Source organism: Kitasatospora sp. NPDC054795 (assembly GCF_053611565.1).
Map to the genome: position 1 here is coordinate 77,214 of NZ_JBSHAP010000019.1, position 13,402 is coordinate 90,615.

A 13,402-nucleotide genomic window follows, 5' to 3' on the forward strand; every position below is an offset into this window, starting at 1 on the left:
CTATCGGTCTGTACCTCTTCCCGGAGGGGCCGTCATGTGCTGTGCTGTCCGCCATGGTTGACAGCACAGACAGCGCCGTGGCGGGGACGTCCCACCCGACCGTCCCGCTCGCCCCCATGACGGTGCCCGCCCACGAGGCCGAGGCCCGCAGCAGGTCCTTCCACGACGTGATGGCCCGGCGCCGGACCGTCCGCGACTACTCCACCCGCCCGCTCCCGGACGGGGTCGTCGAGTGGGCGATCCGGACGGCCGGCACCGCGCCCAGCGGCGCGCACGTCCAGCCGTGGCGGTTCGTGGTGATCACCGACCCGGAGCGCAAGCGGCGGCTGCGCGAGGCGGCCGAGACCGAGGAGCGCGAGTTCTACGGCCACCGGGCGTCGGAGGAGTGGCTGGCCGCCCTCGCCCCGATCGGCACCGACTGGCGCAAGCCGTTCCTGGAGGACGCGCCGGCCGTGATCGTGGTGTTCGAGGTGCACAAGGGCCCCGACTCGCCGCGCCCGTACTACACCAAGGAGTCGGTGGGGATCGCCGTCGGGCTGCTGCTGGCCACGCTGCACCAGGCCGGGCTGGCCACGCTGACCCACACCCCGAGTCCGATGAAGTTCCTCAACGAGGTGTGCGACCGCCCGGCGGAGGAGCGCGCGGCGTACGTGATCCCGGTCGGCTACCCGGCCGAGGGGGCGCGCGTGCCGGACCTGCGGCGCAAGGAGCTCGACGAGGTGATGGTCCGGCTCTGACGCGCCGGGGCGCGGGCGGGCGCGCCCGCCACCGGGGCGACACCGAATGGTGACAGGTCCCGGCCAAGGACATAATCGCCGTCATGAGCCAAGCACAGTCACGGTCCTGCGGCCTCGCCCCGCCGGTGGCGGCGGTGACCACCGGGCGGCCGCCGGAACGGCTGCGGCTGCCCGGCGGCCTCTGGCTGCGGCGCCGCCGCAGCACCCACGCGGCCGCGCTGAACCGGGCCGTCCGCGCCAACCTGGACCACCTGCGGCCCTGGATGGAGTGGGCGGCCGAGGCCCCCTCCCGCGCCCGGACCGCCGAGCTGACCAGGGCCGGCGCGGCCGCCTGGGAGGCCGGCACCGACTTCATGTACCTGGCCGGCCTGGACGCCGAACCCGGCGGCGTGATCGGCGCCTTCGGCCTGCACGGGCGGATCGGGCCGGGCGCGCTGGAGATCGGCTACTGGGTCGCCACCGGGCACGTCGGCCGCGGCATCGCCACCGCCGCGGCCGGGGCACTGACCGAGGCCGCGCTGGCGCTGCCCGGGATCACCCGGGTGGAGATCCGTTGCGACCGGGCGAACGGCGCCAGCGCGGCCGTCCCGCGCAAGCTCGGGTACCGGCTGGACCGGGTCGCCGAGACCGCCGTCCGGGCTCCGGGCGAGACCGGGCGGCAGCTGGTGTGGGTGATGGAGCGCTGAATCCCGGCGCGGCACCGGCTACCGGCGCGGCACCGCCCGCCCTCGCGGCGCGTCGTCAGTAACGCTCGCCGGTCGCGGCCGGGAGCGCGTCCAGCTCGGCCAGGTCCGCCGCCGAGAGCTCGATCCCGGCCGCGCCCACGTTGTCCACCAGGTAGCGCGGCGTCCGGGTGCCCGGGATCGGGAAGACGTACCGGCCCTGCGCCAGCACCCAGGCCAGCGCCACCTGCGCGGGGCTGGCGCCGGTCCGTCCGGCGACCGCCCGGACCCTCTCGACCAGCGCCAGGTTGGCCTTCAGCGCCTCCTGCTGGAAGCGCGGCAGCCGGCGGCGGAAGTCGTCGGCGGACAGCTCGTCGAAGGAGGTGATGCCGCCGGTCAGGAACCCCCGGCCGAGCGGCGAGAACGGCAGGAAGGCGATCCCCTGCTCCTCGGTGTACGGCAGCACCTCGGCCAGCACGTCCCGGGTCCACAGCGACAGTTCGGACTGCACCGAGGCCACCGGGTGCACGGACTGCGCCCGCTCGATCTCCTCCACCGTCGGCTCGGAGAGCCCGATGCTCCGGGCCTTGCCGGCCGCGACGGCCTCGGCGAACGCGCCCCAGGTCTCCTCGATCGGGACGTCCGGGTCGACCCGGTGCAGCTGGTAGAGGTCGACGTGGTCGGTGCCCAGCCGGCGCAGGCTCTCGTCGATCGAGCGGCGCACGTGCTCGGGCCGGCCGTTGCGCTCCTGCTGGCCCGCACCGCCCGGCACGATGCCCACCTTGGTGGCCAGGAAGGCGCGTTCCCGGTACGGCCCGGCCAGCGCGGCGCCGACCACCTCCTCGTTGGTGTACGGGCCGTACATGTCGGCGGTGTCGATCAGGCCGACGCCGAGGTCCAGTGCCTGCCGGATCACCCGGACGGACTTCTCGTCGTCCCGGCTCCCCATGTCGTAGGCCCAGGTCATGCCCATGCAGCCGAGGCCGATGACGCCGATCTCGGGGCCGCCGGTACCGAACGGGGCGTTGCGCATGAGGGTGCTCCCATCGTGGGTTCCGCGGCTTCCGTGACGGTGGCCGCAGCAGTGGTTCGCGTGGTGGTGCATTCGACGCGTTCAGCCTCCACCTTGGAGTGCACTCCAGGTCAAGTCCCTTTCGGAACCGGCCCCGTCGCCGTCTTAACCGTTCCTAAAACCTGCCCCCGGTGGGGCGTCCGGGGCCGGGAAGTGCTTGACGTGCACAGCTGGTCTAGTCCAGTTTGATGCTCAGCACCGCGCTCGCCCCGCACCGCGCTCCCCCGCACCGCGCTCCCCACGCCCGGAACACCCCCAGGCCGCCGCCCGCCCCGTGTCTCCCCCCTCGCGGCGCGGGCGGCCCCACCACGTCCCGAGAGGCACCCCCATGCCCAGCGCGCCCCTGCACGCCCCCACGCACCGCCGCCCCACCGGCCGCCCCACCGGCCGGACCACCCTGCTGAGCCTCGCCGCCGCCACCGCGCTCGCCGCCGGCGGCCTGGCCGTCCTCGCCGGGAACGCCGGCGCCGCCGACGGCAACCTGCTCGCCAACGGCGGCCTGGAGAGCGGCGCGGTCAGCCCCTGGAGCTGTTCCGCCGGCACCGGGAGCGTGGTCAACTCCGGTGCGCACAGCGGGACGTACGCACTCAAGGGGGCGGTGGGCACGAGCGACACCGCGCAGTGCGGCCAGAGCGTCGCCGTCCAGCCCAACACCACGTACACCCTCAGCGCCTGGGTGCAGGGGCAGTACGTCTACCTCGGCGCGACCGGCAGCGGCTTCACCGACCCGGCCACCTGGACCGCCGGCGGCCCCGGCTGGCAGCAGCTGTCCACGAGTTTCACCACCGGGCCCGCCACCACCAGCGTCACCGTGTACCTGCACGGCTGGTACGGCCAGGGCGGCTACCTCGCCGACGACATCGCGCTGACCGGTCCCGGCGGCGGCAACCCGACGACCCCGCCGCCGAGTTCGACCCCGCCGAGCCCGACCGGCACCCCGACCGGCACGCCCACCGGCGGACCGACCACCCCGGCGCCGAACGTCGCGCTCCCGGTCGCCCCGTACATCGACATGGGCGCCTGGCCCACCCCCTCGATGCCCGACCTGGCCAAGGCCGGCGGCCTCAAGGGCTACACCATGGGCTTCGTCACCGGCGTCGGCTGCAAGGCCAGCTGGTTCAACGCCTACGACCCGCGCACCGCCTGGGCCAAGGACCAGGTGGACGCGCTGCGCGCGGCCGGCGGCGACGTCAAGGTCTCCTTCGGCGGCGCCGCCGGCACCGAACTCGCCGCCGCCTGCACCACGGTGGACTCCCTGTTCGCCGAGTACGACGCCGTGGTGAACGCCTACAACCTACGCTACGTCGACTTCGACATCGAGGGCGCGGCCATCGCCGACACCGCCGCCAACGACCGCCGCTCCGCCGCGCTCGCCAAGCTCCAGCAGGCGCACCCGGGCCTCAAGGTCTCCTTCACCCTGCCCGTCCTGCCGGAGGGCCTGACCGCCGAGGGCGTCGCCATCGTCAAGTCCGCCCGGGACGCCGGGGTGGCCGTCGACGTGGTCAACATCATGGCGATGGACTACTACCGGAGCGGGACCGACTACGGCAACGCCGCCGTCCAGGCCGCGCAGTCGCTGTTCGGCCAGCTCAAGGCCCTCTACCCGGCGAAGACCGACGCCCAGCTGTGGGCCATGGTCGGCGTCACGCCGATGATCGGCGAGAACGACGACCACCAGGTCTACAACCAGGCCGACGCGCAGCAGTTGGTGGCCTTCGCCCGGCAGAACCACCTCGGGATGGTGTCCTTCTGGGACGCCACCCGGGACGCCAACGCCTGCACCGGCGGCTCGCTGTCCAAGTGCACCAACATCCCGCAGCAGCCGTACGAGTTCGCGAAGATTCTCGGCCAGTACGCGGGCTGAGCCCACGCCCCCGGCGGCGGCCCCGGCGTCCGCCGCACATCGCCCACCTGCCACCAGCCACCAGCCACCAGCCACCAGCGGAAATTGGCATCTCATCGTCCCGGACCGTCCACTACAGTCCCTCCCACCTGTACGGCACGAGGGGGCGGACATGACGGTCCGGGACGACCATCACCAGCTGATCACCATCCTTCCGGCGAGCGACGCCGCCGGCGCGGCGGGCCTCACCGCCGAGGAACTCACCGCGTTCAGCCGCACCCTCGGCCGCCTGCGCGCCCTCCCCGCCCACGACCGCACCCGGCTGCACGCCGAGCGGCAGCTCGGCTCCTTCGTCATGGAGAGCCGCAAGCGCCGCCGCCAGGAGGCCCGGCAGGCCGTTCGGCAGGCCGACGCCGACCTGCTCGCCACCACCGCGACCGGCAGCCGGACCCGCCGCGAGGACGCACCGCTGGCCGCCGCGGACGGACCGGTCGGCGAGCTGCTGGTCCCGCGCAAGTGCTACGTCTGCAAGCAGGCCTACCGCTCGGTCGACGGCTTCTACCACATGCTCTGCCCGGGCTGCGCGGCCGACAACACCGCCCGCCGCGCCCTGGGGACCGACCTGCGCGGGCGCCGGGCGCTGCTCACCGGCGGGCGGGTGAAGATCGGCTTCCAGCTCGCCCTGATGATGCTGCGCGACGGCGCCGAGCTGATCGTCACCAGCCGGTTCCCGCAGGACACCGTCCGCCGCTTCCGCGCCGCCGAAGGCAGCGGGCAGTGGTGGGAGCGGCTCAGCGTGGTCGGCATCGACCTGCGCGACCCGCGCCAGGTCATCGGCCTGACCGACCGGCTGCGCGCCGACGGGCGCCCGCTCGACATCCTGGTCAACAACGCCGCCCAGACCCTGCGCCGCCCGCCCGAGTCGTACGCGCCGCTGGCCGCGGGCGAGCAGGACGCCCTGCCCGCCGCCGACCGCCGGGCGATCGAGCACGCCCCCGGGTTCCGGCCGGTCACCGGCCTCGCCCGGCTCTCCTCCGGCGCCGGGTCGTTGCTGGACCTCACCGACGAGTCCGGGCTGCTGCCCGACCTCGCCCCCGCCAACTCCTGGTCCGCCGTGCTCGGTTCGCTCGACCCGGCGGAGGTCCTGGAGACCCAGCTGGTCAACGTGCTGGCCCCGGCCCTGCTCTGCGACCGGCTGCTGCCCCTGCTGCTGGCCTCCCCGCACCCCGCCCGCTACATCGTCAACGTCACGGCGGTGGAGGGCCGGTTCGCCGTCCGCAACAAGACCGCCCGGCACCCGCACACCAACATGGCGAAGGCCGCGCTCAACATGCTCACCCGTACCAGCGCGGCCGAACTCGCCCCCCGGGGCGTGCACATGTGCGCCGTCGACACCGGGTGGATCACCGACGAGAACCCGGCCCCGAAGAAGGCCCACCTCGCCGCCCAGGGGTTCCGCACCCCGCTCGACATCGTGGACGGCGCGGCCCGGGTCTACGACCCGATCGTCCGCGGCGAGGCCGGGGACCCGGTGTCGGGGGTGTTCCTCAAGGACTACCGGGTGGCGCAGTGGTGAGGCCCGGACGGGCCGGGGCGGCCGCTCAGGTGTCGTAGTGGCCCGCGCGCCCGCCCCCCGCCGCGAGGCGTGGCGGGGGGCGGGCGGACTCACGCGATGCCCGGCCGGCGGCGGCGGTGGTAGGCCCAGGCGAGGGCGAGGGTGATCGGGCCCCAGAACATCGCCGTCGAGGTGCAGATCCGGCCCAGGAGCATCCACCAGCCGTTGCTGTAGCCGACCTCCGCGAACACGCCCAGCCAGGCGAGCGGCATGCCGTCGAAGAGGGCCACCAGGATCAGGCCCCCGAGCACGGCCGGGACGAGCGCCGCGAGCGGCGGCACCCGCCGGCCCCGCAGCACGGGCACCCAGCGCGGGAACACCTCGCCCCAGCCGCTGACCAGCCCCAGGGTCAGCAGCGTCAGCGCCTCGGTGACCACGCTCAGACCGATCACGTACGGGGCGGCCCACCAGACGTAGGGCGGGGCGGCCGGGTCGACGGTGCCCATCCGGAAGTCGAAGGCGAACGGCAGCCGCCACAGGCAGTGCGGCAGCACGATCAACGGGAGGGCCTTGGCCAGTCGCAGGGCCCAACGGGGAACGGGGCGTTCGGTGTCGCCCACCGGAATGTCCATCAGCATGGCTCCACCGTCCCGGACACCACTCCCGCCGCACGTCCACCGCACGGCCCGTCCGCCTCCCCCGCGCGAGCCAATCCGACGTCGGCCCGGCGGTGGAGAACGGACGTCAGCCCTTGGACCCCAGACCGTACGCGGTGGTCAGCAGCCCGAGGAGGTACGGGGTCTCGGCGCCGCTCAGCGCGGTCGGGTCGACCGAGTACACGACCTCGCGGGCGAGGTCCCGGGTGGCGAAGACGCCACTGGTGGAGCCCGGCCGGGACCCGGTCTTGCCCCAGACCACGACGCCGCCGGCCGTGAGGCGTTCGAGGCCCGTGCTCATGCAGGCCGTGCCGTCCGGGCAGTGGCCGCCGTGTCCGGCCATGGACACCGCCGGGACCGTGAACAGCAGTTCCTGCTGGGCCGGCGGCAGGAGGCGGCCCCGGAACAGCGCCGTCATGAAGCGGTCCAGGTCGGGGGCGCTGGAGATCATGCCGCCCTCGGCCCAGGGCCACGGGCTCTGCTCGGTCACGTCCACCCGGTGCGAGCCGCCGTCCGCGTCGGGGACGGTCAGGTACGGGCGGGTCGCGGGGTGCCGCAGCCGCGGGTCGTCGGCGTCCGGGAGGGAGGTGTCGCGCAGGCCGAGCGGGCGGACGATCCGGTCGCGCAGCTCGTCGGCGTAGCGGTGGCCGGTGACCTTCTCCACGATCAGCCCGGCGACGAAGGTGTTCATGCCGTTGTACTGCTGGGCGCTTCCGGGCGTGAAGCCCAGCGGCTGCCCGGCCATCGTGGCGAGCACCTCCTCGGGGGTGAACGAGTCGAACCGGTGCTCGGCGAACCAGCCGGTGGTGCCGTCACCCCAGGGCACGTCGGAGCCGCCGGGCAGTCCGCTGGTGTGGTTGAGCAACTGCCCCACTGTGACCGACGCGTAGGGGAAGTCCGGGAGGTACTGCCGCACGGCGCCGTCGAGGTCGATCCGGCCCTCGCCGGCGAGCTGGAGGACGACGGTGGTGGTGAAGACCTTGGAGATCGACCCGATCCGGAACCGGCCGTGCGGGTCGACCCGCATCCCGCTCTCCGCCGAGCCGCCCTCGAAGCTCCCGGCGGAACCGGTGACCCGCAGGAACGCGGCGGAGACGTCGGCGGCGGGCCGCTGGGCGAGGGCGGCCCGGAGCGCCGCCGGGTCCAGCGGCGGCAGTGCGGCCGGGCTCGCCGCCGCCGAGGTGCCGACGGAGGGCGTCGTGGCGAGGGCCGGGCTGCCCGCCCCGACCGTCAGCGCGGCCGCGAGAGCTCCGGCGGCGGCCAGGACGGCCCAACGGGTGCGGTGAGTGTGCGCGTTCATGCGGGTCCGGCTCCAGGATGGTCGTCGTCCGGACCGGTGGCTCCCGGCCCTGCCGACGAGTCTTCCGGCCCCGTCCGCCCCGGGCATCAGGGGTGGGGAACCGCCGTTCCCCGACGTTCTGTCAGGGTCGACCCGGAGGAGTGGCGCAGCGGGTCGGCCGGCGGCGACATCCGGGCCGACCTCCCCTCACCGCGCTGGGCGCGCACCACCTGCGATGCGGGGCACTGGCCACGGTCGCGCCGGTCCCGCCCCGATCGGGACGGCCGAAGGCTCCGTGAGCGGATGGAGCAGGCTCGGGAAAAGTCCTGCCCGACCGTCACATCCCGTGCCACAGTGGACGATCCGGAGCGCCGACCCCGTGCGGGCCGGAAGGATTCTCGAAGGTCTGGGGGACGAGTGGGATCCGGAACCGAGATGACCGGCGACGGCCGGCCGGCCGTGCTGGTGCGTGACGTGGTGCGATCGGTCGTGGAGACCCTCGCACCGGAGGAACTGTTCCTGGTGGAGGGGCTCCACCGCTTCGACGACGCCACGGTGGTGCGGCGGCTGAGCCGCGGTGGGGGGCGGCGCGAGCCGCTGGGGTTCGGGATCGGGGAGGTCGCCGCCCTGGTGACGCCCGTCGTGTGGCTGGTGCTCGACGAGGTGGCGCAGCGGATGGTGGCCACGACCGTGGACCGCGCCTCACGAGGGGCCACGGGCCTGGTGCGGCGGCTGTTCCGGCGACCGGCCCCCGCGGCCGAGCTCCAGCCGCTGACCCGGGAGCAACTGGTCGAGGTGCGGGCCCTGGTCCTGACGGCGGGCGAGCAGCGCGGTCTCGTGCCCGAACGCGCCGAGGAGATCGCCGACGCGGTCGTGGCCCGGCTGGCCCTGTCCCGCGCACTGGACCCGCCCGCTCCGCCCACCTCACCGGCACCGGAGCCTCCCACCGACCCCACCGGCACCGGGCAGGACTAGGTGAACGCCACCGGGACGCCGCCCGGACGGCCGCGGATCGACGAAAGGGTCCTCGGCGCGGGCACGGGCCCCCGGTTCGTCGTCCTGCTGCTCCTGATGCTCACCGCCGGCGGCGCCATGATCCTCGAAGTGGTCAGGGTCCTGGCCGACGGGGACGAGTCCGGGTGCAGCCTCGCCGCGGGCGTGGACCCGGCTGACGGCAGCTACTGGAAGACGTCGCTCAGCATCTCCGGCCAGGTCACCGCTTCCCGCTTCTGCCTGTCCCTGTGGGCGCCCGCGCCGCCGTGGTGGCAGGTGGCCGCCTGGCCGCTGCTCCTGCTGGTGGTGGCCGCCCTGCTCTTCGCCGCGCTGCCGCACTGGAAGGCCCGGCGCAGCCGCGTCATCCCGCTGGCCGCGGTCGATCCGGACGGCGAACTCCTCGCCCTGCTCACCGAACTGTGCACGGCGACGGGCGTGGCGCCGACGCCCCGGGTGGTGGTCGACCCCGCGGCGGCCTCGGTCAGCGCGGTGGTCTTCGGCCGCACCCGCCGCCCGGTCGTCTGCCTGCACGGCGGCCTGCTCGCCGTCCGGCGGCGCGATCCGGAGCGGTTCCGGGCGGTACTGCTGCACGAACTCGCCCACATCGCCAACCGGGACGTCACGCTGACGTACCTCACGGTCGCCCTGTGGCGGGTCTTCCTCGCGCTGGTGCTGCTGCCGTACGTGCTCTGCCTGGGCTACGTGATCTACGGCGTGGTGGCGGACGGCCGGGTGCCGCAGCTGGACCGGGCCGTGGCGCTGGCCGTCGTCATGGTCGTACTGCTGTACCTCGCCCGCTCCGACGCGCTGCGCAGCCGGGAGATCTACGCCGACCTGGCCGCGGTGCGCTGGGGCGCGGACCCGCACGGCTGGTCCGTCAGCGCCGCACCGTCCGGGAGCGCGGTGCGCCGCCTGCTCGACGCTTTCCTCGACCTGTGGCGCACCCATCCACGGTGGGGCCTGCGCCAGGGGGCCCTGGTCGATCCGGCGCCGCTGTTCCGCACCTCGGTCCTGCCGCTCTTCCTCATCGGCACGGTGCCCGTCCTGGCCGTGCAGCAGGTGCTCCGGCAGATCGCGCCGTACCGCGTGAACTTCACCAACAACCTGATGACGCTGCTCGTCATCGTTCCCGGTGCCCTGGTGACCGGCGTGATCGTCGTCGCCCTGTGGCGGGCGGTGGTGTACTCCGTCCTGACCGGGACCCGGGTGCCCTCCGGGGCGTGGGCCGGGGGGTGGCTGGGCGCCGGCATGTCGGCCGGCCTGGTCCTCAGCGGCTGGGGCGCGGGCTGGGCCTGGCAACCCCAGCGGCCGCTGGTCCTGCTGGTACCGGTGGCGGCGGGAGCGGCCTTCGGCTGGTGGACCACCCAGTGCGCGCACCTGTGGACCCGCACCTCACGAGGCCGGACCCCGCGCCCCGCGCTCACGCTCTGCCTGGCCGCCGGCTGCGTCGCCATGACGTCGTGGCTCACCTGGTGGATGCTCGCCGGAGCCACGGCACTGAACAGGGACTTTCCGGGCGTCCAGGCCGTCGCCCGGTCCGTCCTGCAGTGGCTTCCTTCCAAAGCCCCGACCGGGGACCCGACCAGGATTCCCGGCCTCGCCATGGTGCTGCCGCAGCTGTCGAACGTCGCCGACACGCCGATGGGCTCACTGGCCGTCATCGTCCTGTGGGTCGTGCCGCTGCTCGCGTGGGCGTCCGGCACGGCGGGCCGGACCCCTCGTTGGATGCCGGACCGGGCACTCCGGCCGGAAGGTCCCGTGGCGCCGCTGCGCAAGGTCATGCTGCCCGGACTGCTGGGTGGAGCACTGGCGGGCCTGGCCGTCGTCGGCGTCCAGGCCTGGATCCACACCGGGCAGCCGGTACCGGACGCGCGGGGCGGGCTCTACGCCCTGCGGTACGCGGGCCTCCTGCTGCCGGCGCTCTGCCTGCCCGCGGGCCTGGCCGCCGCCGTGGCGAGCGCCGCCGACCGGCGCTTCCGGCTGCTGGGCGCCCTGATCGCCGCCGGGACGGCAACCGTGCTGGGGGCCGCCGCGATGACGCTCCTCGTCTCGGTGGACGGCTGCGTCACCCCGCTCAACGTCCTCTCGGACAGCTGCGCCTGGCGGCCGGCCTGGTGGAGGCCGTTGTTCCCGTTCACATTCGTACTGAACAACGCCCTCGTCCTCTCCGGGCTCACCGCCGTCGTCACCGCGCTCACCGCTGTCGCCGTCACGGCCGTCCGCCGTCGACGGCCGTCCGCCTCGCGCGCCACCCGCCACCCCAACACCCGCGGCCCCGACACCCGGGCCGGCGAACCTCGGGCCCGTGGACCGCGCGCACGCCGCCTCGCGGTGATCCTGCTGTGCGTCGTGGCGGTCGCGGGCACCGCGACGGACGGCGGCTTCAGGAGGTACCAGCTGGGCTTCATGGTCAACGAACTCACGTCCCAGCGCTCCCTGGTGCAGTTCTGGGGGCTCCCGGACCCGCCGCGGTCGGAGTTCACCCGCGTGCGGCAGATCCAGGCCTGGTACCGCCTCAGCGGCGACGATCTCATCGACATGGCGGTCTCGTACGACAGTCGCCTGACCGCCGCCGTCCGGGAGGCCCAGGCCGCCAAGGACAGTTGGGACGCACTGGACCGCCGCCTCCGGCCGGCCTGCACCCAGTGGGGGAGCGCCGCCTGGTTCGAGACGGTCTGGTTCCGCGTGCCCGCCGACCCGCGCCTACGGGCCGACTGGCACGCGGTCACCACCAAGGCGGACAACGGCAGTCGCGGCTGCGCCCAGGCACTGACCGCCCGCGACCAGGCCGGTCTGAGAACCGCCCTGCTCGACCTGTACGCGGCCCGCCGCTGCGCGGAATCGGTCAACGCCGGGATCGACGGGATCCTCCGCGCGGGCGGCTTCCGGGGCACCACCCGTCCGCCCGCGCAGGGCACCGCGGCGGTCTGCGACCGCCCGGCCTCCTAGGGCCTGTCTCTTCGGTTGTCTGCGGGCCGGACGAGGAGCCCGATCTCCGGCGGTGGCGACCGGCGAGCCGGGGCCTGTGCCCGGGCGGCGGTCAGCCGTCCACCGGCCGCAGTACGTTCTGCCGGTACGCGGCCGGATCGTCGACGTTGCCCGGCTCCTTGTACAGGCACACGATGTACGACTCCAGACCGTCCTTGGTGTCGGCCGTCCCCGCGCCGGCGGCCCGGGCGCAGCCGATGCGGGTCGTGGCCTTCCACACCACCTGGGTGAACCCGCCCGTCCCCGGGTTCTGGTCGTAGCCGGGCTGGTCGTACCGGTAGTCGCGGCCCTGCTGGTACCAGCGGTCCACCGCGACATGTGCCGCGGCCGGCTCGGTGCCCGGCTCGACCGACCCGATCCAGCCCCACCAGACGTTCTCCCCCACGCCCTTGATTCGTCCCTCGTTCACCAGGTCGATCTTGTGACCGGTGCTCAGGCGGGTGACGCGCTGCTCGGCGTACCCGACGAGCTCGGGATCCTGCGTCAGGGGCGGGGCGCTGTGCGCGGCACGGTACCGGTTGTGCGTCCGGACGGCCTCGTCCTGGAACGCCTGGTCCGTCACGAGCGGAAGCGCGGGGCGGGGGAAGGCCTCGGCGGCCCGGACCGGCTGCGCCGGTACGAGCACACCCATGACCGCCGCCGCGCTGCACGCTCCCAGGACGGCGTTGCGGATTCGACGTCGTTCCACGGCGGTCTCCTTCGCACTCCGAGTGATCGTCACCGGGTTAACGCCACCGGGGGCGGCGAGGGCACGGGGCACCGGGCGGAATGCGGGCGTTCGCCCCGGCGGCGGCACCGGGCACGGCACTGCCACGAACGGGCGCGACGCAGAAGGGAGTGGGAAGTCGGACCGGCCGACTTCCCACTCCCTTCCCTGTGGCCCCTTGGGGTGCTGGGGCGCTCGGGGCGCCAGGGACCGCGGAGGCGGTCAGCCCCCCATGCAGGCCCTCCACTGGCCGCGGGCGAAGGCCGCGCCGCCGGACCAGTAGTTGACGCTCCACGCCGCCTCGCACTGCTCCCGCTTGGACAGCTGCCGCGGGTAGGCGTTCGCCTGGGTCCCGGTGGCCAGGACGAGCACGGGGGCCAGCACTGCCGCGGCGATCGCGGTGGCGGCCAGTCGACGGATCTTCATGGGTGCGGATCTCTCTCCCGGAGGGCCGGGCACTCCGGCGCGGCACCGCGACAGCCCGCGGAGCCCGAAGTCCGAAGCCCGGACGGAGCGTTCGGCTCCGTGCGCCACATCCTGGCAGCGGCGCTCGACCTGGGGACATCCCACAAACCTGGGATGGTCCGGGCGCGGGTCGTCAACCGGAGGAGTGGGGGGGGGGGGCGGGGCCCATCGCACCACCCGGCGGGAGGGGGGACGGGGGGGGTTTTGGGGGGGGGGGCTCGGGCCCCCCCCCCCCCCCACACCGCAGTCAACCGATGAGCGGCGAAGACGACGGTCAGAAAGCCGTTGGGCGCCTCAGGTAAACCACGCTGCCTCTCATGAGGTCTGATCCCGTCTGCTCCGCGTCCGTCCACCGGCGCGGACGACGGCCCCCGCCCCAACCGGCGGGGGCGGCGGGGCCCGCGGGAACCGCGCGGCCCCCGGGGGGGGGGGGGGGGCCCGCCGCC

11 protein-coding genes are annotated in these 13,402 nt (G+C 74.5%); 6 read left to right on the forward strand and 5 right to left on the reverse strand.

Features of this window, described 5'->3' with window-relative positions:
- Positions 1-53: 53 nt before the first annotated feature.
- Positions 54-737: a nitroreductase family protein gene (locus ACWGJO_RS09885; protein WP_359900059.1), complete on the forward strand. Its 684-nt coding sequence runs from the start codon at positions 54-56 to the stop codon at positions 735-737.
- Positions 738-820: 83 nt separating this feature from the next.
- Positions 821-1,423 carry a GNAT family N-acetyltransferase gene (locus tag ACWGJO_RS09890; RefSeq protein ID WP_380538722.1) on the forward strand — a complete coding sequence of 201 codons (603 nt, stop codon included), beginning with the start codon at positions 821-823 and terminating at the stop codon, positions 1,421-1,423.
- A gap of 55 nt (positions 1,424-1,478) precedes the next feature.
- Here ACWGJO_RS09890 and ACWGJO_RS09895 read toward each other — a convergent pair whose 3' ends face one another.
- Positions 1,479-2,432 (reverse strand): aldo/keto reductase, encoded by a 954-nt coding sequence (locus tag ACWGJO_RS09895; RefSeq protein WP_452182958.1) that lies wholly within the window; start codon positions 2,430-2,432, stop codon positions 1,479-1,481.
- A 367-nt stretch (positions 2,433-2,799) separates the two neighbouring features.
- Between ACWGJO_RS09895 and ACWGJO_RS09900 the strand changes: the two genes are divergently transcribed.
- Complete coding sequence (locus tag ACWGJO_RS09900; protein ID WP_452182959.1) at positions 2,800-4,335, forward strand: carbohydrate binding domain-containing protein; 1,536 nt, start codon at positions 2,800-2,802, stop codon at positions 4,333-4,335.
- A 151-nt stretch (positions 4,336-4,486) separates the two neighbouring features.
- The gene (locus tag ACWGJO_RS09905) at positions 4,487-5,890 is read left to right on the forward strand and encodes an SDR family oxidoreductase (RefSeq protein WP_452182960.1); all 1,404 of its coding nucleotides are present in this window, start codon (positions 4,487-4,489) and stop codon (positions 5,888-5,890) included.
- An 89-nt stretch (positions 5,891-5,979) separates the two neighbouring features.
- Here the strand turns inward: ACWGJO_RS09905 and ACWGJO_RS09910 are convergent, their stop codons facing one another.
- A complete protein-coding gene (locus tag ACWGJO_RS09910) occupies positions 5,980-6,507 on the reverse strand; it encodes a hypothetical protein (protein WP_452182961.1) in 528 nt (175 codons plus the stop codon).
- A 106-nt stretch (positions 6,508-6,613) separates the two neighbouring features.
- Positions 6,614-7,825, reverse strand: a complete 1,212-nt coding sequence (locus tag ACWGJO_RS09915) for a serine hydrolase domain-containing protein (protein ID WP_452182962.1) — start codon at positions 7,823-7,825, stop codon at positions 6,614-6,616.
- Positions 7,826-8,221: 396 nt separating this feature from the next.
- Here ACWGJO_RS09915 and ACWGJO_RS09920 point away from each other — a divergent pair, with 396 nt between their 5' ends.
- Positions 8,222-8,779: a hypothetical protein gene (locus ACWGJO_RS09920; protein WP_452182964.1), complete on the forward strand. Its 558-nt coding sequence runs from the start codon at positions 8,222-8,224 to the stop codon at positions 8,777-8,779.
- Positions 8,780-11,746: a M48 family metallopeptidase gene (locus ACWGJO_RS09925; RefSeq protein WP_452182966.1), complete on the forward strand. Its 2,967-nt coding sequence runs from the start codon at positions 8,780-8,782 to the stop codon at positions 11,744-11,746.
- 91 nt (positions 11,747-11,837) lie between these two features.
- Here ACWGJO_RS09925 and ACWGJO_RS09930 read toward each other — a convergent pair whose 3' ends face one another.
- Both ACWGJO_RS09930 and ACWGJO_RS09935 read right to left on the reverse strand, forming a co-directional pair.
- Positions 11,838-12,473, reverse strand: a complete 636-nt coding sequence (locus ACWGJO_RS09930) for a CAP family protein (RefSeq protein ID WP_452182967.1) — start codon at positions 12,471-12,473, stop codon at positions 11,838-11,840.
- A 240-nt stretch (positions 12,474-12,713) separates the two neighbouring features.
- The gene (locus ACWGJO_RS09935; protein ID WP_452177232.1) at positions 12,714-12,917 is read right to left on the reverse strand and encodes a hypothetical protein; all 204 of its coding nucleotides are present in this window, start codon (positions 12,915-12,917) and stop codon (positions 12,714-12,716) included.
- Positions 12,918-13,402 lie beyond the last annotated feature (485 nt).